18 protein-coding genes are annotated in these 17,994 nt (G+C 43.8%); 10 read left to right on the top strand and 8 right to left on the bottom strand.

Features of this window, described 5'->3' with window-relative positions; all coding sequences use genetic code 11:
• Window positions 1-111: 111 nt before the first annotated feature.
• A complete protein-coding gene (locus FK220_RS08975; RefSeq protein WP_152573978.1) occupies window positions 112-942 on the top strand; it encodes an alpha/beta fold hydrolase in 831 nt (276 codons plus the stop codon).
• Between the two features lie 49 nt (window positions 943-991).
• Here FK220_RS08975 and FK220_RS08970 read toward each other — a convergent pair whose 3' ends face one another.
• Window positions 992-1,822 (bottom strand): endonuclease/exonuclease/phosphatase family protein, encoded by an 831-nt coding sequence (locus tag FK220_RS08970; protein WP_238718960.1) that lies wholly within the window; start codon window positions 1,820-1,822, stop codon window positions 992-994.
• 54 nt (window positions 1,823-1,876) lie between these two features.
• On the opposite strand from FK220_RS08970, the gene FK220_RS08965 reads away from it, so the two are divergent.
• Window positions 1,877-2,257 carry a glyoxalase superfamily protein gene (locus FK220_RS08965; RefSeq protein ID WP_152573977.1) on the top strand — a complete coding sequence of 127 codons (381 nt, stop codon included), beginning with the start codon at window positions 1,877-1,879 and terminating at the stop codon, window positions 2,255-2,257.
• On the opposite strand, the gene FK220_RS08960 is transcribed toward FK220_RS08965, so the two are convergent.
• The 5 genes from FK220_RS08960 to FK220_RS08940 all read right to left on the bottom strand — a co-directional run bounded on the left by FK220_RS08960 (window position 2,254) and on the right by FK220_RS08940 (window position 8,065).
• Window positions 2,254-3,654: a short-chain fatty acid transporter gene (locus FK220_RS08960; protein WP_152573976.1), complete on the bottom strand. Its 1,401-nt coding sequence runs from the start codon at window positions 3,652-3,654 to the stop codon at window positions 2,254-2,256. The genes FK220_RS08965 and FK220_RS08960 overlap by 4 nt on opposite strands.
• Window positions 3,655-3,658: 4 nt before the next feature.
• On the bottom strand, window positions 3,659-5,677 hold the full coding sequence (locus FK220_RS08955) for a S9 family peptidase (protein WP_152573975.1): 2,019 nt from the start codon (window positions 5,675-5,677) through the stop codon (window positions 3,659-3,661).
• A 215-nt stretch (window positions 5,678-5,892) separates the two neighbouring features.
• Complete coding sequence (locus FK220_RS08950) at window positions 5,893-6,651, bottom strand: hypothetical protein (RefSeq protein ID WP_152573974.1); 759 nt, start codon at window positions 6,649-6,651, stop codon at window positions 5,893-5,895.
• Between the two features lie 179 nt (window positions 6,652-6,830).
• A complete protein-coding gene (locus tag FK220_RS08945; RefSeq protein ID WP_152573973.1) occupies window positions 6,831-7,601 on the bottom strand; it encodes a hypothetical protein in 771 nt (256 codons plus the stop codon).
• A gap of 47 nt (window positions 7,602-7,648) precedes the next feature.
• Entirely contained in the window at window positions 7,649-8,065 is a 417-nt protein-coding gene (locus tag FK220_RS08940; RefSeq protein ID WP_166204837.1) for an ester cyclase, read from the bottom strand.
• Between the two features lie 313 nt (window positions 8,066-8,378).
• On the opposite strand from FK220_RS08940, the gene FK220_RS08935 reads away from it, so the two are divergent.
• Together FK220_RS08935 and FK220_RS08930 are read left to right on the top strand one after the other, a co-directional pair.
• The gene (locus FK220_RS08935) at window positions 8,379-10,340 is read left to right on the top strand and encodes a tetratricopeptide repeat-containing sensor histidine kinase (protein ID WP_152573971.1); all 1,962 of its coding nucleotides are present in this window, start codon (window positions 8,379-8,381) and stop codon (window positions 10,338-10,340) included.
• Window positions 10,341-10,342: 2 nt separating this feature from the next.
• Complete coding sequence (locus FK220_RS08930) at window positions 10,343-11,074, top strand: LytR/AlgR family response regulator transcription factor (protein ID WP_152573970.1); 732 nt, start codon at window positions 10,343-10,345, stop codon at window positions 11,072-11,074.
• Window positions 11,075-11,092: 18 nt separating this feature from the next.
• Here the strand turns inward: FK220_RS08930 and FK220_RS08925 are convergent, their stop codons facing one another.
• Together FK220_RS08925 and FK220_RS08920 are read right to left on the bottom strand one after the other, a co-directional pair.
• Complete coding sequence (locus FK220_RS08925) at window positions 11,093-12,409, bottom strand: DEAD/DEAH box helicase (protein WP_152573969.1); 1,317 nt, start codon at window positions 12,407-12,409, stop codon at window positions 11,093-11,095.
• Window positions 12,410-12,547: 138 nt separating this feature from the next.
• Window positions 12,548-14,191: an AMP-binding protein gene (locus tag FK220_RS08920; RefSeq protein WP_152573968.1), complete on the bottom strand. Its 1,644-nt coding sequence runs from the start codon at window positions 14,189-14,191 to the stop codon at window positions 12,548-12,550.
• A 251-nt stretch (window positions 14,192-14,442) separates the two neighbouring features.
• Between FK220_RS08920 and FK220_RS08915 the strand changes: the two genes are divergently transcribed.
• From FK220_RS08915 to FK220_RS08890, 6 genes are all read left to right on the top strand, one after another.
• The gene (locus FK220_RS08915; protein WP_152573967.1) at window positions 14,443-14,859 is read left to right on the top strand and encodes a DUF2141 domain-containing protein; all 417 of its coding nucleotides are present in this window, start codon (window positions 14,443-14,445) and stop codon (window positions 14,857-14,859) included.
• Between the two features lie 10 nt (window positions 14,860-14,869).
• Window positions 14,870-15,496 (top strand): tetratricopeptide repeat protein, encoded by a 627-nt coding sequence (locus FK220_RS08910; RefSeq protein WP_152573966.1) that lies wholly within the window; start codon window positions 14,870-14,872, stop codon window positions 15,494-15,496.
• 6 nt (window positions 15,497-15,502) lie between these two features.
• Window positions 15,503-16,840: a 2TM domain-containing protein gene (locus FK220_RS08905; RefSeq protein ID WP_152573965.1), complete on the top strand. Its 1,338-nt coding sequence runs from the start codon at window positions 15,503-15,505 to the stop codon at window positions 16,838-16,840.
• Window positions 16,841-16,969: 129 nt separating this feature from the next.
• Window positions 16,970-17,272 carry a 2TM domain-containing protein gene (locus FK220_RS08900; protein WP_152573964.1) on the top strand — a complete coding sequence of 101 codons (303 nt, stop codon included), beginning with the start codon at window positions 16,970-16,972 and terminating at the stop codon, window positions 17,270-17,272.
• A gap of 17 nt (window positions 17,273-17,289) precedes the next feature.
• Entirely contained in the window at window positions 17,290-17,664 is a 375-nt protein-coding gene (locus FK220_RS08895) for a 2TM domain-containing protein (RefSeq protein ID WP_152573963.1), read from the top strand.
• Complete coding sequence (locus FK220_RS08890; RefSeq protein WP_152573962.1) at window positions 17,648-17,980, top strand: 2TM domain-containing protein; 333 nt, start codon at window positions 17,648-17,650, stop codon at window positions 17,978-17,980. The genes FK220_RS08895 and FK220_RS08890 overlap by 17 nt, the downstream gene beginning before the upstream one ends.
• The last annotated feature ends 14 nt before the right edge of the window (window positions 17,981-17,994 follow it).

The following is a 17,994-nucleotide window of genomic DNA, read 5'->3' as shown; positions in this document are numbered from 1 at the left end:
ATAAGGGAAAGGTGTTAAACTACTAGGTAAAACAGCGAATCTTAATGTCAAATGAGTCAAGAAAATTTCATGTTTTCAAATAATTTTAGACAATAACTAAAAACACGATAGATGCCTTTTATAACAAACAAAACAGGAAAAGAACAAGTAGATATTTTTTATGAGGATTATGGGAGTGGTCAGCCTGTACTATTAATTCACGGGTGGCCCCTGAGTAGAAAATCTTGGGAGCAACAAGTGTGGAAAATTGTAGAATCGGGGTTTCGATGTATTTCGTACGACAGAAGGGGATTTGGTATTTCCTCGGCACCTTGGGAATCGTATGACTACTCGGCTTTGGCAAGCGACTTGAACACTATCATTGAGGGACTTCAATTAGCAGATGCGATAATCGTCGGGTTTTCCATGGGAGGTGGTGAGGTAGTCCGTTATTTCACGGATTACGGATCGGATAAAATCGCCAAAGCAGTCCTGATCAGTAGTATCATTCCTTTGGTCAAGCAAAAAGAGGATAATCCGGATGGAGTTCCCGTGGATGCCTTAGAGGAAATGAAGGAAGCCCTTCAAAACGACCGGGTGGGGTTTTTAAAAAACTTTCACAAAGGATTTTATAACTACGACGACAACAAAGATCGCGTAAGTGAAGCGCAATTGGAATACGATTTCATCATTGCATCCCACGCATCTCCCAGGGCAACAATACAGGCTGCATTGGCCTGGATGCATACCGACTTTAGAACAGAACTTAAAAATGTGACCGTGCCTACGTTGATCGTCCATGGCGATTCCGACGAAACGGTGCCGATTAAGACGTCGGCAGACCAAGCCGCAGCGGGTATTCCCAATAATCGGTATGAAATAGTGCAGGGAGCTCCACATGGATTGAATATTACCCATGCCGACGAGCTGAACGACCTCTTAATTTCATTCTTAACAGACTAAAGAAGGTGATAAAATTACGAAGGCCGGACTGTCATACTGTTCGGCCTTTTTATTTTTCCAGCAGGGCAATTACCGGGAGATGGTCCGAGATGTGCTTTCTATTTTCCAATCGTTCATCCAAGTGCAGGTAGGTACTTACGGCAAGGTCTTTTACAAAAATGTAATCGATACGCCGATTTATAGGGGCGGGACTGTCAAACCCGTTGAAGGTACCCGATGGACCTTTCATCGGATTTTCGGAAATAAGCAATCCATCATCCATTTTGGTCTGCAGGTATTCAATCGGTTTTTGGTCGGGGGTAAGGTTCAAATCGCCCATGAACACCACTGGAAGATTTTGGCTGTTTACTTCTTTTATCTTTTTGACAATAAGACGCACGGATTTTTTCCGTGCCTTCGTGCCCACATGATCGAAGTGTGTATTGAAAACCCAAAGTTTTTCCATGGTTTGCTTGTTTTCGAATAGTCCGTATGTACAGATGCGTTCCAAGGCGGCATCCCATCCGACGGATACTTTTTCTGGGGTCCTGGATAGCCAAAAGGTATTCGATCGAAGCATGTGGTATCGGCTGTCATCGTATAAGATAGGGGAGAATTCCCCTTTTTGTTTTCCATCGTCCCTTCCGACGCCTATATACCGATAGTCTGGTAATGCTTCGTCCAGGTAGGTCAATTGACGTAGGAGTGCTTCCTGAAGACCGATGAAGGACGGCTGCTCTTTTTGCAAAAGTCGAACCATGGCATCTTTACGATCATTCCAGTTATTGACGGTATCATTGATATCGTCGTATTTTATATTATAGGTCATTACCTTAATTTCCTGCGCATCTACCGACAGCGCGCTTAGAAAAAAGAGCAAAGGAAGAAATTTGATGGCCATTACGGGTGTATTGAAAGGATTGTCAATGTAATAATTTACTGTTACATTTAGTCAATGCAACCAAAAGGATATTTACATCAGATTCATCCCGTACTTCCGGTGAAGGATGTAGTCGAAGCCTTGGATTTCTATGTAAACAGATTGGGCTTTAAGATTGCTTTTGCGGATGATTCCAAAAATCCCAAGTATGCAGGGATTATTCGCGATGCCATTGAAATTCATTTGCAATGGCACGATGCCTCCGAGTGGGAGATGGAAATCGACCGCCCGATGCTTCGTATTGTCGCTGAAAACATTGAATCGCTCTATGAGGAATTCGGTCAAAAGGGTGTTTTTCATGCACACACTTTGCTAAGGGAGACCGCCTGGGGCACCAAGGAATTTGCATTCTATGACCCCTATAAAAACGGACTGACCTTTTATCGCGATGTTTAGGCGAGGGGCATGAAAACCACCAATAATGATTGGATGACAAAAAACAACAAGAACGGAATCAGTAAATAGCCCATCACGTCCCTAGGATGAATATTGACCCCCTTGGCCATAATCGGAATGACCAACAGTAAATAAAAGGGTTGCAACATATTGCTAAGGCTTTCACCATAAGCAATCGATAGCGACGCCCGGGAAATCATCGCCGTCACCTGTTTTTCCGGGAGACCGGCCCCAATTTCCTTTACCGCCTCGATTATTCCGGGACCGACCACTGCAAATTCCCCACCCGCCGAAGGGATGGCAAAGTTGACCATTCCACCGGTCAGGTAGGCGTAAAAGGGATAGGAGTCAATGGTGGCCACCGACGCCAATAATTGCGCCAGTCTCTCCCCGAGGCCTGTATAGAGCATAATGCCCATTATCCCCGCATAAAAGGGGTATTGAAACAAAACTCCCGAAATATTACTGCTGGCCCTCTTCATGGCCACCACGTAACGAATGGGGGTTTTATGCAAAAGGAGGCCCAGAATCAAAAAAAAGAAAATCATGATATTAAAGTTGAGGTCCAACCCCTTGGTCATGAAATGATATACGATATAGGTGACGCCCATGAGCACGATCATTGCTTGTAATATCACACTGTTGTTCAATCTGTCCGATACTGCCTTTTTGGGTAATTCAATAAGGGAGGCTTCCTCCTGTATGCTCATGGTGGTCTCGTCGGAACTTTCAGCCAATAGTTCACAGAGCTCTTTTGGCTTTTGGTGCTTTGGTAAAAGTAATAGCATGATGATGGGAGCTCCTAGCACCAAGAGTAGTATCATGGTAATATTGAGCCAAGCTCCTAAGGTATACGAGGTAGGTATGACGGTTTCCAATATTCCAGCGTCGATTAAAAAGTTTTTGTCGGTATTTAGTAAGAGCGGAATAGAACTTGATAACCCCATTACCCAACTATTCATGGAAAAATAAACGCAGGCAATAAGAAAAGCATAGTTGATGCCTTTTATCCGAAGCGCCAGTTCCCTCGCCAATACGGCGGTAATCACCAACCATCCAAAACTCACCAAGGAAAGCAACATCCCTATCATGACCACAAAAAAATAAACCTGACGGGGAGTACGGATAAAACGGGTCAAATAATCGATCCCTTTATTCACTGCAGGGGACAGGGCTATGGCGAAACCGGTGATAATAATTAATACGATCTGCATGCCAAAAGCCAAAAGGTCAAAAAAACCGTCGTACCAGGAAACAATGATTTCAAGAGGCGAAACGCCTACCCAGAACAAGGCGCCAAATGCCACCAACAGGGTCAGTAGAATGGCAAATACGAAAGCATCGGGCATGTATTTGCGAAACAGTTGGGTAACCTGTTCACCCAGTTTTCCAATCATACGTTTATTCTTTGTATTTCTCGAACCAAGCCAATATGCCGGCCAATTTAGCGACCAGATTACTGGGCCTGTTGGCGATACCGTGAGAGGCTCCGGGGATTCGTACCATAGCCGTTTCTACCCCTTCCAATTTTAGGGCTGCATAAAACTGTTCGGATTCCGCTATGGGGGTTCGATAGTCTTCCTCACCTGTTAGCAACATGGTCGGTGTAGAGACATTGCCGACATAGGAGAGCGGAGAACGTTTAAAATAGTTTTCCGGATCTTCCCAAGGCTTTTTCCCGAACCAGTACTTAGAGAAAAAAGCCGGACTATCGGCATACAATACAAAGCTTGTCCAGTTGATAACGGGTTTGGCGACCACCGCGGCCTTAAAGCGGTCTGTTTTACCAACGATCCATGCGGTGAGTACCCCACCACCGCTACCTCCGGTAACAAAAAGATTTTTATCATCAACATACCCTTTTTGGATGACCGCATCGACTCCCGATATTAAGTCTTCATAGTCATGGTTCGGATAGTCGTGGTGGATGAGGTTCCCGAATTCTTGACCATAGCTGGCACTCCCACGCGGATTTGCGTATAACACTACATAACCTGCAGCGGCCATGGCCTGTATCTCGGCCGAGAAAACGGAACCGTAGCTCAAAAAAGGTCCTCCATGGATTTCTAGTATCAATGGGTACTTTTTTGTAGGGTCAAAATCGGGAGGGGTCACCACCCAACCTTGTATTTTGCGTTGGTCAAAGGTAGATTCCCACCAAAGTTCTTCTACTTTTCCCAGTTTTCGAAATGAAAACAGGTCGTCGTTGACAAACGTGAGTCTTTTCATGCCTTTCCTGTCCTGTACCGCCAAATCGGATGGATGTTCGGTTCCCCCCAGCGTATACGTTAACCGGCTATTTTTGGAAACGGAATAACTGCCAGAATTGTAAGGTCTTCCCAAGGAGGTGCCTCCCAAGCCAGCCGCAATACTTGTTACTTTTCCTGTAAGCGACAAATGACCGATTTTCGTATCACCCTGATCATTGTACTGAAAATAAAGTCCTTTTCCATCTCCGGCCCATTGAATATTTTGAATATTTCGGTCGAAATCCCCCGAGAGCAGTTTGGGTTTCCGCTCGGTAAGGTCCATCGTATACACTTCGTTTAATTGGTATCCCAGTAGTTGATCGTCAAGACCGGTATAGGCGATTTTAGTGCCATCCGGGGACAGGATAGGGGAGTCGTCAGGCCCGTATCGATCGGTAAGGGCGTTTATACTGTTATCCGACAGGTCAAGTTCGTACAGTTCGCTGTTGTTGGGCTCAAAGTCCTCATCGGGATTAAAATTCGCTGAAAAATAGAGTGTACGATTGTCTTTTGACCAGATAGGCGCACCATGGTCAAAAGGGGTAGCCGTAAGCTGTTTCGGGGTGCCGCCATCTATTGAGAGTATAAACAGTTGCAAGTTGCCGCCTTTGAGATAACCTTGCCCGTCACCGCGATAATTTAATTTATCGATATAAGTGGGGGGCGCATTCCATTTGGCTCCTTCCGGTTTTTCGGGCATTTTGATGATAGACTCGTTTTTCATCGGAACAAACATATTAAAGGCTAGGTAACGGTCGTCATGGGACCAACTTATTTGTCCCGGGGCCTGAGGGGTGTTGGTCAAGGGGACTATTTCTTTGGTATCCATCCACATAAGGTACAATTTCACTTTGTCGTCTGCCTTATTCGACTTAAAAATGATTTTTGTTCCATCGTGTGACCATCTGGGATAAAAATCGTTCTGATTGCCGGAGGTTATCGGCCTATTGTTTGAGCCGTCGTAATTGATAACCCATAAATTCGATAGGTTTTTGTCGGTCATCACATCCTTAAAGTTGCGAACGTAGATAATCTTGCTTCCATCGGGGGAGATTTGTGGATCGGTGATATACTCCATGTCGAATATGTCAAGTAGTTCCAAATTCGATTTTACCTGGCTTTGTATGGTTAGCGTAAACAGCAGGGTGAAAAGGGTAAAGGTATTTTTCATATCAAAAAAAGAAGATTAGAACTTTTGTATTGCAACCAAGATACTGATTAATATGGATAGTTTTCCCTATGGAATTCGTCTTAAACAAGATTGGTTTATAATCGAAGGGGTGGGCGCTCTTAAAACAACCGACCGGGTCCATAAAGAAGACCCGGAGAGTTTTCCGGGTCTTGCAGTGGTTGGTTAGTTTATGGTGATCGTTTAGTGGTCACTTCTTACCTTGTGGCGGCTATCACCTTGGCATCGGGGCCGCTAAGGTCTTTACGAAGGGACCATATTTCTGCCCTATCGCCATCGGTGGTCGCTTCGAGATCTGCTAAAAGTTGACTAAAACTCCCAGCGCCGTGTACTTCTTCAAAATGCTGTGGAAATTTGTCCTCTCGACCCATCCATGACATGGAGTCAAAGAAGGTGACGAAACCAAAATCCATTCCATCCATGTTGTTCATTTCGTTGGTATAAATACCGTAAATCTCATCCGGCATTTTTTCCTTTTGCATTTTGACCACTTTTTTGACCACCTTTTCCATAAAGTCTATTTCTTTTAGACGTTTGATGTCGACCATGAAGACAGAAACGTTATTGATTTCAAAATCTTTCGAAAAATTGGAAAGCTCTGGATGCATTTTCATGTAATTTACCTCAACATCGGGCATCATGTATGGGGCCACATTCTTATTCATATCCTCATCGTGTTCCGTGCTGGAGGGTCGCCCGTCCATAGCACTCCAGGGCAACGGTCCCATAATCAACATATATTTACCGGCGTTTTTGCCGTTGGCAATGGAATAAACCCTTGCGCCATACGGTCCGTCGGCATGGAATTTCTTGTTATGGGCCGCCATGCCGGCCTCGAATTCGGCAATTTTTTCAGGGAGGGCCGTAATCATTACATTTTCAAGGACGAGGCTTTCGTTGTTCTGCGAAATTGCCAAAAATGGCAGTAATAGTGCGATGTACAATAGTTTTTTCATGGGTTGTGTATTTAAAGATTAATATTCGTGTTACTTTTTTATCGGGTTAAAAAGCAGGCTGCCTTAGAGGCAATAGCTATTGACTAAATTGCTTTTGAAAACACTAATTTTTAAAAATCAAAAGTTGAACTATTGCCAATTATTCCCCCGAATGTGGCAGCCTGCCGTTTTAGTTCTTTTTAATTGGCAGGTGAATATGCCATATCTGGACGCATACGACCTAAATATTCCTCATATTTCAGCAAATTGCTGAATAAATCGCCCATTATTTGATTTCCATCTTTCCCCAATAGCGCATCGTTTTCCAATGCCTTTTGCGCATAGTCTACCGCATCCTTGGCCGCCACTGCCACCATATAGAACTCTCCGCGTGCCCCAAAACCGCTTTTGTACACCCTGTAATGAACTTTCGATCCTTTTTCGGCAAACATATCCCGAACGGCCTTCATTTTTTCCTTGATCATCTTTCGATTCCCGGGAGCAAAGTGCAAGTAGTGAAACTTTCGATAATTTTCACCTTCCGGGGTTTGTGTCATACCGTTGGGCATGTATGATAGTTCCGTATCTAAATGAATAACATAGTTTTGCTCCACGTCGTAGCATTTATCCATTCCATCGAATAGGTCCGCCATGGCCGTGCCTCCCATTTTTTGCGCCAAGGTGGCAAATACCGGTTTGTCTAACTGGGCCATATTCTCGATGGGTCCTACATATAGATAGCGCGAGTCGGCAAGATTGGCGACAATCATATTTGCTTCTTGGATATTGTGTTTTTTCATGTTGGCGACCAATTCTTTGCAAATACGCTCATATTCCTCCACCATGGAAGGTTTTACTACATCTTCATGTACCCAAAAGGCTTGGGATGTTCCGCTTTCCTGTGCTTGAATGATGCTCATGGGTGCTAGCAGCATTGCGGCTAGCATCAGCTTGATCTTTAGTGTTCTCATAATTCTATGATTTATTGGTTATTGATTAAAATTTGTGTTGGTTCGTATTACTCCATAATTGGGGGAGTTAGTGTATAGCCCCAATCCTCTACCACACCCAGTACATCGTAAAATACTTCTTCCCGAATCGCCTTGCCATCTTGGTTAAAGGTCAAAACCATAAAACCTTCTGTTTTGCCTTTTTTCCCTGTTGGCGGATTTTCACCATACATTCCTGTATTGGTTCCGGTGCCTGTCCACCTTGTGTAGGACTTTGAACCCTTCACGATCATTTCACGCACCTCGATATTGAAGTTGGAAACGGCGATATGCCAAGAATGCATGGTTTCTTCCAGTCCCTGATGGGAGTTAGAGCGTATTTCACCATTTACATTTCTTTCAAAATCAGTGCTCGTAACGGTTCTCATCAAATTGAAATCCTTCGAGTTCCATGCCCTGATATAGTCTTTGCTTCTATTTTTCATAAGCTGTTCAATGGCTGATGTCGGTTCAGTCGAAATAATCGGATGATCTGGACTTTGGTCTCGGCACGAGTTTAACCATAAGGCCATGGTGGATATTCCAAGTAGTATCTTTTTCATGGCTTCCCACGTTGGCTGATTATTCTTATTGTTTTGTCTTACACTAAGGAATTGATTTAAAAAGCATTAGAGAAGCTATAGAGGACGAACGGGTGGTTTTCTTGTCCGAATCCCATTTTCTGTTTATCGAACAGTATGTGGGAATTATGTTGTATATTTAACAAGCTTGTTCCCCCGCTAACAACCAAACCAGCAAATGAGGGGCTTTTTCCTAAAAGCTGTTTTTCTTAGTATCTTTTCTTTTTTGAATTGCGGTTACCTCATTGCCCAAATAGTCGACTTTGACCGCGAAAACCCTTACAAGAAAGTGTTTGTGGAGACCGATAATTTTGGCCCCTCTTACTTGAAAACACTTGAAAACGCCTACGCTTTAGTAAAAACCGATTCCATTCAATTTTCGATACTTAATGACCTGGCCTATTACTGGCACACCAGAAACTTGGTCAAGGCCCTGAAATTTACCAATGAGGGTTTGGCCCTTACGGCAGAAAAAAAGGATAGTGTATGGGAGGGCCGATTTCAGATAACCCAAGGTGCCATTTTTTTAAGGATGGAAAGGCTTGGCGAGGCCCAAGAGGTATTGGAGTCGGCTAAAAGCAAGGTGAGGAAAAGCGACTTGGCCTCGCTTTATACCCAATTAGGCTATGTATATGAGCGAAGAGGGGAACTCGATAAGGCGGCCGATTATGCCTTGGAAGCCCTGCATCTTGGAAAAAAGTTAAATGATAAAAAAACCGTTGCCTTAGCATTTAGCGACTTAAGCAACCTTTTTTGGAAACAATCCAAGTTTAGGACGGGATTGGAATACGGACTTAAATCGCTCGCGGTTTTCGAAGATCGCGGCATTACGGATCTTGACTACGATTTTACACTATATGTAGTCGGGAACAACTATTTGGCTTTAAAGGAATATCGGAAAGCACTCCAATATTACGAGCATTCACTCATTATAGCCGAGCGGTACGGTTTTTACAATAACCTAAGTGATGTATATATTTCCTTGGTAGACCTATATTCCTATTTACAGGAATTTGATAAGGGCGCAAAAGCGGGCAATCAAGCTGTAAGGTATGCATTGTTATTGGATAACGAATTTATGCTGATGCGCTCGTGGCTCGCTATAGGCAAACTGCAGCTTTTACGGGGGAAGAATTTGGCTGCTATTGAAAGTCTTCGAAAAAGTATTGGCATAGCCACAGACGACTTTGGGGATGAGTACTACTTGAGCCAAGCCTATGAGAGCTTGGGTAGGGCCTATGCCGCTAATAACGATTATCGGGAGGCGTATATGGCATTTGCCGAATACGATGTATTGAAGAATCGGATTTTTACCGCGGAAGCCGATCAACGAATATCCCTGTTGCGCACCGAATTTGATGTGGCCAATAAAGAAAACACGATATTGCTTCAGGAAGCCCAAATTCAAAAGCAACGTACTTGGCAAGTGATGATAGGCATCATAGCAGGACTTTTGTTTTTGCTTCTTCTTTTGGCTTCTAAAGCAATTCAGAATAAGTACAGAGTCAATCGAATACTCCAAAAGCGGAATGCGGAAAAGGAGTTTCTTTTGAAGGAAATACACCATAGGGTAAAGAACAATCTTGAAATGGTTTCGAGTCTTCTCTCCCTGCAGTCGGCACAGATCCGTGACCCGAATGTATCGAACGCCATTTCGGAAAGCCAGCATCGGGTTCACAGCATGGGTATGATCCATCAAAAACTATATCAAGGAGAGAACTTGGCCGCCATCGAAATGAAGGACTATTTTGTCAACCTATCGGATTACATAGTCGATTCGTTTGGAGCGGAAGGTCACGTGACGATTGAAATCGACATGAAAAAAATTGAATTAGATGTTGATATGGCAATACCAATTGGCTTAATAGTCAACGAGTTGCTAACAAACTCCTTGAAATATGCATTTCCGAATCGGCGACAGGGCCTCATTCAAGTAAGTCTAAAGAAAATTGGACCTCTATTAGAATTGGAAGTCATCGACAACGGCCTTGGGAGAACTCCCCAAACCGATGTTCAAGGTACCGGATTCGGCACACAGTTGATTTCGTTATTGACCAAACAGTTAGACGGCAAGATGGTTCTCAATATGCATCAAGGGACATCGGTATCCATTCAATTTCAACACCATAAAGCTGCTTAAAGATGAATTATCCAGCACGAATTTTAATTGTTGAGGATGACATGATCATAGGGGCGAATCTTTCACTTCAATTGACCAAACTCGGGTATGAGGTCACGGGCATTGAATCTAGGGGAGAGGCTGCCATTTCAAATGTTAAGGAACATATTCCCGATCTTTTGCTTTTGGATATCAACTTAAAAGGTTCATTGGATGGAATTGAGACCGCCAAGGCTATTCGGAAATATGTCGACCTTCCGATCATCTACCTTACCGCCAATACGGATGACGCTACTTTTGAAAAGGCCAAGGAAACGCATCCGAAGGCTTTTATTACCAAACCATTTAACAGGCTCAACTTGCAGCGTACGATTGCGCTGGTGTTGGAGCAACCGAAGGAAGGTAGTGGTACGGGCCGATTGCATTTGGACATTGAGGTGTTATCGGATCGTTTTTTCGTGCGACATCATGGCAAAATGGAGAAACTTTTGTTCGATGAAATTCTTTATATAGAGGCCGACCGGAATTATTCCACGATTTTCACGGCCAAGGGTAACTATGTTTTGACAAGTACTCTTAAAACAATGGAAGAGCGCCTTCCAACGACCCAATTTGTCAGAGTACACCGATCTTATATGGTGAATTTGTCAAACGTTGATATTGTCGCCGATCATCATCTCGAAATCGGGCGTACGGTGATACCACTGAGCAAATCACACAAGGAAGTGTTTATGTCCCGAATACAATTGATCTAAATGCCTTGTGAGGTTGTTCTAAGCCTCCTTGTTTCCCTGGGAACCTTGTTGTTGTCCGCCCCGAAACTTTCTTCGTCGATGGTTGCCCTTTTTGTAATTCGAACTTTTTGACCTGGCATATTTTGCGTTCGCGTTTTTTGGCCGGTGACCCGCCGGTCTTTGTGGCTGTTTTTTAAGCTCGGTCTCTTGCTCATCGTTCTCCTCTACAAACTGATGCTCTGGCATAAGGGGCACTGCCTGTTTGATTAACTTTTCGATAGCCCTTAGATAAGGACGTTCGTCTTTATCACAAAACGACAGGGCAATTCCACTGGCACTGGCGCGTCCCGTTCTTCCGATGCGATGTACATAGGTTTCCGGAACATTGGGCAGGTCATAGTTAATAACAAGTGAAAGCTCCTCCACGTCGATTCCCCTGGCCGCAATATCCGTGGCGACCAATACCTTCAACTTACCATCTTTAAAATCCCCCAAAGCCTTCTGACGTGCCGTTTGGGATTTATTTCCATGGATGGCGGCCGATCGAATGTCGGCTTGTGCCAATTTTTTTACGATTTTATTCGCTCCGTGCTTGGTTCTGGAAAAAATAAGTACGGAATCATTAGGTCTTTCCCTTAAGAGATGGACCAAAAGTTTTGGTTTGTTATTTTTACTGACAAAATAGACCCCTTGATCCACTTTTTCCGCTGTGGCTTGCTCCGGTTTAATGGTTACCCGTTCAAAATCGCCCAGCATTTTTCTGGAAAGCTCCACAATGTCCTTAGGCATGGTGGCCGAAAAGAAAAGCGATTGTCGTTCCGGAGGTAGTTTTGAAATGATTTTCCGGATGTCGTGTATAAAGCCCATGTCCAACATTTGATCCGCTTCGTCTAATACGACATATTCTAAATCGTGGAACGAAATATACCCTTGATTCATTAAATCAAGCAATCTCCCAGGGGTGGCTATCAATACATCCACACCGTTTCTCAAGGCGTTTACCTGCTTTCCTTGTTTAACCCCACCGAAGATGACCGTATTTTTTAAGCCCGTATGTTTCCCGTATACCGTAAGGCTTTCACCAATCTGGATAGCGAGTTCCCTGGTAGGGGTCACAATCAGGGCTTTGATGCGACGCTTGCCGTGATATCCATTTTTCGCGTAAAAGAGATGCTGCAGAATAGGAATCCCGAAAGCGGCCGTTTTTCCAGTACCGGTTTGGGCAACCCCCAAAAGGTCTTTGCCCTTTAACAGAATAGGAATTGCCTGTTGTTGAATAGGGGTCGGATTGGTATATCCTTCGGCTTCGACCGCACGAAGAATAGGTTCGGCAATGCCGAGTTCTTTAAATGTCATGTAGTATAAATAAGCCGCAAAGGTATGGGATTCCAATGGATATCGTTTTTTTTTCTATTTCGCCAGGGAAAGGCAATATCATGGTGCCACCAATGGTACCATAATACGTGGAGTAGCGCAATAAAAAAAGTAATCGATTTACTCAAAAATAACCTTCTCCTTACGGTCAAACCAGGATTTATAATAGGGCCGGTGTAGTTTCTCGATGCTATCCCGCTTTACCTTAAGAGTAGGGGTTATCAATCCGTTTTCAACATTCCAATCTTCCTTCATGACCACTATTTTTTCAATTTTCTCGTGTTTCTCTAAGGATGAATTTACCAAAACCAAGATTTCGTTGAGGCTGAATTCTAGCACTTCCTGGGTTTTGGCCTTTGCTAAAACAGAGGGTGTTATCAGGGCGATGGGCTGAGGAATTCCTGTCCCGACAACGCATATTTGGTCGATGTAGTTGTTCTTTGAAAGATCTAGTTCAATTGGTGTAGGCACAATATATTTGCCTTTGTCCGTTTTGAATTGGTCTTTTACCCTTCCCGTAATGGTGAGATAACCGTCATGGTCGTATTCCCCGATATCACCGGTCTTTAAAAAACCATCTTCGGTGAATACGCTCTTGGTCGTTTCCGGAGCTTCGAAATACCCCATCATTAGGCAGTCGTTTTTAAGCCAGATTTCCCCCTCTGGAGATAGTTTGGTCCGAACCCCGGGAAGCGGTTTGCCCACGGTACCGATTTTGTCGGCGCCTGGAACATTGGTGTGGGAAATGATACAATCTTCGGTCATGCCATACATTTGATTGATTTCGATTCCAATGCTGCGGTACCAACGAATTAGGCTACTTGCCATCGGGGCGGCCCCTGATACTATAATTCGTGCGTCGCTTAAACCTAATTTTTTTCGTAACTTCTTTTTTATCCAATTGTTTACTAAGGGAATCTTAAGTAAAAGATCCAACTTTTTTTGAGGAAGGCTTTCCAGTATTTTTTCCTGAAATTTGGCCATAATTCGAGGGACGGCACCAAAAGAATGGGGTTGGGCGGCCTCCAGATCACGGGCGAAAGTCGCCAGTGATTCCGGAAAGTAGATTTGAGCGCCCAAAACCATACCTCTCATTTCTAGCCCTGCACGCTCTGCGATATGTGATAGTGGAAGATAGGAAAAAAGCCGAGGATTTTCCGGTAGGTTAACCAGAGAAATTAGGGTGTGGGCACTTTTCATAAAGTTTCCGGCACTATGCATGACCCCTTTGGGCCTGCCGGTAGTGCCCGAAGTATAAATTAAGGTCGTTAAGTCATCGGTACGCTGTTCATATGGCTCTGCGAGAGGACGACATTTCTGTTGTAAATCTTCCCAACTGTCCCCTTCGGTCTCACCATACAGGCCCACACTGATAATGGGTATATCGGAAATACCCGGTTTTTGTAACCCAAAATCATCGAGTTTACCGATAATAATAGCCCTGGAATGGCTTAAGTCCAAGATTTGAGCTATAGAATCCGCGTTTAGGGTGGGATATATCGGCACCGACACATGACCGGCCATCATGATGGCCAGATCGGCCATGAACCAGTGTGCGCAATTTTTGGAGAGCAAGGCGACTTGACTTTTATCGGGTAGGTTGTAGTCCAACAGGGCGGTGGCAATTTTTCGCGCTTCAATACCGGCTGTTCCATAGGTATAGGTCCTATAGTTCCTGTTGATAGGTTGTTTCAAGAAGACGCGGTCAGGGTCTGTACGCTCCCAATGTAAAAAAGCTTCAAGGGGTGTGCTGAATTCGGTCATTATATTTGGTCGTTGGTTTTCCTAAAGATAGGGTTTTCATTGATCAAGCCAACTTTGGTGATTATCCGCACCCATTCTTAACATGGACCGATTTTTTCAAAGCCCGTGATCGGCTGGTTTGTAATCCCTTTGTTTTTGGGTAGGACTTCGTAACCACGGTCCATCCCCAAAAAATAACAGTTCGGTCGTTCTTTTTTCAAAAGTGCTTTTTATTGGTTCAGTTTTGTGGTCGAAAAATCAAACAATAAATCATGCAGCAATTGGTATTCATCATACTCGCCCTGTTTCTAAATCATTTAGTAAATGCCCAGCAACAGGGCGTCACAATAGAGGTGGTAATCAACAATATCGAAAATGAAGAAGGTCAAATGGTCATTGGGCTGTACAACTCAAAGGCCAATTGGCTTAAAAAAGTACACAAGGTCACTTTTGGTCAGATTGTAGATGGCAAAAGTACTGTGGCATTTAAAAACGTCCCAAATGGCATCTACGCCGTATCGGTTTTTCATGATGAGGATAACGACGGGGAACTGGACACTTTTCTAGGTATACCAACGGAAGACACCGGATCTTCAAACAACGCCCCTGCCCGTTTTGGCCCACCAAAATGGCAGGATGCCAAATTCGAGCTGAAGGGAGAATCCGTCAAGCAAATTATTAAACTTTAATCAAAACGGTATGAAAAAGACAATCAAAATCGCAGCTATATTTCTGATATCGACCTTCGCAACGGCTCAAGATCTATACACCAAGGGCATGCAAAAGGCATTTGAACTATGGGGAGACGGGAAGGCTATTGAAGCTTCCAATACGTTCGAACGTATCGCGTCGGTCGAAATGGACAATTGGCTACCGCACTACTATGTAGCACAAATCAACACCATCGCCTCCTTTGGGGAAAAGGATTCCGATAAATTGACCCAGCAATTGGAGAAGGCACAGGAATATGTTGACTTGGCCAAGGCGATTTCCCCGGATAACCCCGAGATTCTGGTACAACAGGCGATGATTTATACGGCTTGGATTGCTTTTGATGGCGCTACCTACGGAATGAGCCTCTCAGGTAAAGTGGCGGCCCTTTATGAAAAAGCATTGAAACTTGCCCCTGACAACCCCAGGGTGGTTTTTTCAAAGGCACAATGGGACATGGGGTCCGCCAAGTATTTTGGGCAGGATACGGCCCCATATTGCAAGGATGTGGGACGCGCCATTGAACTTTTTGCTAACTTTAAACCTGAGAGCGATTTTCACCCGCGTTGGGGAAAGGATCGAGCGGAGGCCATCCTTGAAAATTGCGGAAAATAAAGGGAAATGAGGCGCTTAAAAAAGCATGTATTGAATGCCTTGGTGATAGGAATATCCATTTACACGGTATTCCTTGTCATTTACTTTTTTATGGGGAGGTTTGAAGAGGGGGTGGATTATGATTGGCTCTGGGGAAATTTTCTGGACAACATGATTTTTTCCACCATTCTTTATCTCGTCAACGCGTTTTGGTACGGTTACATGATTGACCGGTACAAAGAAGGCCTTTTAAAGACCAAGAGATTCGCCATGGCCATCATAGGGCATACGCTCTTGTCGGTCGTCGGTGTCTTTATTGCCAGGGTTGTACTGCTGGTGGGTGTCTATAACCAAAACCTTCCTGAGTTTCTCAGCGAAGAAAGCTTTGACGAATACTATCTGTCACTGATTATTTCGTTGGTGGTCGCGCTTATTTTTTATGCTTTTTGGTATTACAGACAACGACAGGAAACCAAGGTCAAGGAACAAAAAATAATCGCTGGTACAGCCTCGGCCAAGTTTGATGCCCTTAAAAACCAATTAGACCCCCATTTTCTTTTCAACAGCCTAAATGTACTCACAAGTTTAATTGAGGAAGACCCCTATCAAGCTCAAAAGTTTACCACTTCCTTGAGCAAGGTTTATCGCTATGTGTTGGAACAGAAGAACAAGGATGTGGTGTCGGTAGATGAGGAATTGGAATTTGCCAAAACCTACGTACGACTTTTGAAAATGCGTTTCGAAGACAGCATAGTCTTGGACATTCCCGAGAAAAGCAGTGACCCGGAAGCCAAGATTGTACCCTTGTCGTTGCAGCTTTTGTTGGAAAATGCGGTGAAGCACAATGTAGTGACCAAGACCAGGCCGCTTCACATTTCGGTTTTTGAAGAAAATGGGTCGCTAGTGGTACGGAATAATCTTCAAGAGAAACAGGTGGTCAAAAAGAGTAGCGGTGTGGGTTTGCAGAATATACGACAACGTTATGGTTTACTGACCGATCGCCAGGTAAGTATCGACAAAACATCGAGCGATTTTAAGGTACGGCTGCCTATGCTCAGAAAACAGGTGTCGATGATAACGGTGCAAAAAGAACTTATTGAGGATAAAAGATATCAAAAAGCTAAAGAGAAAGTGGAGAAGATCAAAGGTTTTTACGGGAACGTGATCAGTTATTGTATTGTAATACCCTTTTTGGCTTATCTCAATTATCGGACAACTAGCTTTCCTTGGGTTATATTTCCCATGTTAGGGTGGGGTTTTGGCGTTTTTGCCCACGGGATGGAAGCCTTTGGGTACCACCCCCTTTGGGGCAAACGATGGGAGGAAAGGAAGATGCGGCAATATATGGAAGATGAAAATTTTTGACCAAAATGTGCAGTAAAACCGGGGCAGGTTCCAACTCGTCCTTGTAAAACCACAGTTCGGGATGACAGTTTTGAAGATTATACGGTTCTTTAGGAGATTTGTAGTGTTCAATGATAAAAAACCAACGACATGAATTTTTTGGAAAACGATGATAAATATTTAAGGGCCAAGGAAAGGGTGGCCGAAATAAAAAAATTCTATACCAGTTTGTTATCCTATGTAGTGGTTATTTCGTTCTTGGGGGCCTTGAATTACTATGTGAATGAATGGAGCTATGCATGGTTCCTTTGGGCAGCTTTTGGATGGGGTATCGGATTGATATTCCAAGGAATCAAGGCTTTTGGTTTCAATCCCTTCTTTGGTAAGCGATGGGAGGACCGAAAAATCCGGGAATTTATGGAAGAGGACGAGCAAAGAAGCCGTTGGGAATAGCAGCAAAAATTTAAAAAATGGAAACCAACAATAAAAGCAAACAGGAAAGGGCCATGGAAAAGGTAAGGGAGCTTAAGGGCTTTTACATACACCTTACCGTTTATCTGATCGTAAATAGCTTTATCAGTGTGAGTAAGATGATCAGAAACCTGGGCAATGGTGAAAGTTTTACGGAAGCATTTTGGGATTTGGGCACGTTCTTCGTGTGGTTGGCATGGGGCATAGGATTAGCGTTTCACGCTGCGAAGGTCTTCGGATTTAGTGTTTTTAGCAAGGACTGGGAAGAACGTCAGATACAAAAATATATCGAGGAAGACCGAAAAGAAGCAGAAAAATATAAAATAGGCGAAGGGAAAAAATATACGTATAGAATCAATGAAGGCGAAAAATAAAACACGTACAAAATACGAAAGGGCCCAAAAGAGAGTGGCGGAACTAAGGGGATTCTACAATCACCTTACGGTTTACATCCTAGTAAATGCCGCACTGCTTATCTTGAGGGAGAAATTTACGATTATTCTCATTAGCAAAGAAGCGTTGGGCAACCCCGAGTTCCTGGATTGGTTGAACTGGAATACCTACGGAACGTCGATTGTATGGGGTATTGCCCTGTGTATCCATGCGTTGAGGACTTTTTCGGGCATCTCTTTCTTTGGAAGGAAATGGGAAGAACGACAGATTCGGCGTTTTATGGAAGAAGAAAACTGATAAAGAATGTGCAA

Source organism: Pelagihabitans pacificus (assembly GCF_009371985.2).
GTDB lineage: Bacteria > Bacteroidota > Bacteroidia > Flavobacteriales > Flavobacteriaceae > Pelagihabitans > Pelagihabitans pacificus.
The sequence above is the reverse complement of the archived record's forward strand: the minus strand, read 5'-3'. Positions and strand labels throughout refer to the sequence as shown.

Excerpts from the sequence above, each read along its gene's own strand:
- FK220_RS08920 (WP_152573968.1), bottom strand. The coding sequence starts at position 14,191 with ATGACCGAATTCAGCACACCCCTTGAAGCTTTTTTACATTGGGAGCGT.
- FK220_RS08930 (WP_152573970.1), top strand. The coding sequence starts at position 10,343 with ATGAATTATCCAGCACGAATTTTAATTGTTGAGGATGACATGATCATA.
- FK220_RS08975 (WP_152573978.1), top strand. The coding sequence starts at position 112 with ATGCCTTTTATAACAAACAAAACAGGAAAAGAACAAGTAGATATTTTT.
- FK220_RS08915 (WP_152573967.1), top strand. The coding sequence starts at position 14,443 with ATGCAGCAATTGGTATTCATCATACTCGCCCTGTTTCTAAATCATTTA.
- FK220_RS08945 (WP_152573973.1), bottom strand. The coding sequence starts at position 7,601 with ATGAGAACACTAAAGATCAAGCTGATGCTAGCCGCAATGCTGCTAGCA.
- FK220_RS08900 (WP_152573964.1), top strand. The coding sequence starts at position 16,970 with ATGAATTTTTTGGAAAACGATGATAAATATTTAAGGGCCAAGGAAAGG.
- FK220_RS08905 (WP_152573965.1), top strand. The coding sequence starts at position 15,503 with ATGAGGCGCTTAAAAAAGCATGTATTGAATGCCTTGGTGATAGGAATA.
- FK220_RS08910 (WP_152573966.1), top strand. The coding sequence starts at position 14,870 with ATGAAAAAGACAATCAAAATCGCAGCTATATTTCTGATATCGACCTTC.
- FK220_RS08890 (WP_152573962.1), top strand. The coding sequence starts at position 17,648 with ATGAAGGCGAAAAATAAAACACGTACAAAATACGAAAGGGCCCAAAAG.
- FK220_RS08940 (WP_166204837.1), bottom strand. The coding sequence starts at position 8,065 with ATGAAAAATAGAAGCAAAGACTATATCAGGGCATGGAACTCGAAGGAT.
- FK220_RS08895 (WP_152573963.1), top strand. The coding sequence starts at position 17,290 with ATGGAAACCAACAATAAAAGCAAACAGGAAAGGGCCATGGAAAAGGTA.
- FK220_RS08965 (WP_152573977.1), top strand. The coding sequence starts at position 1,877 with ATGCAACCAAAAGGATATTTACATCAGATTCATCCCGTACTTCCGGTG.
- FK220_RS08960 (WP_152573976.1), bottom strand. The coding sequence starts at position 3,654 with ATGATTGGAAAACTGGGTGAACAGGTTACCCAACTGTTTCGCAAATAC.
- FK220_RS08925 (WP_152573969.1), bottom strand. The coding sequence starts at position 12,409 with ATGACATTTAAAGAACTCGGCATTGCCGAACCTATTCTTCGTGCGGTC.
- FK220_RS08935 (WP_152573971.1), top strand. The coding sequence starts at position 8,379 with ATGAGGGGCTTTTTCCTAAAAGCTGTTTTTCTTAGTATCTTTTCTTTT.
- FK220_RS08950 (WP_152573974.1), bottom strand. The coding sequence starts at position 6,651 with ATGAAAAAACTATTGTACATCGCACTATTACTGCCATTTTTGGCAATT.
- FK220_RS08955 (WP_152573975.1), bottom strand. The coding sequence starts at position 5,677 with ATGAAAAATACCTTTACCCTTTTCACCCTGCTGTTTACGCTAACCATA.
- FK220_RS08970 (WP_238718960.1), bottom strand. The coding sequence starts at position 1,822 with ATGGCCATCAAATTTCTTCCTTTGCTCTTTTTTCTAAGCGCGCTGTCG.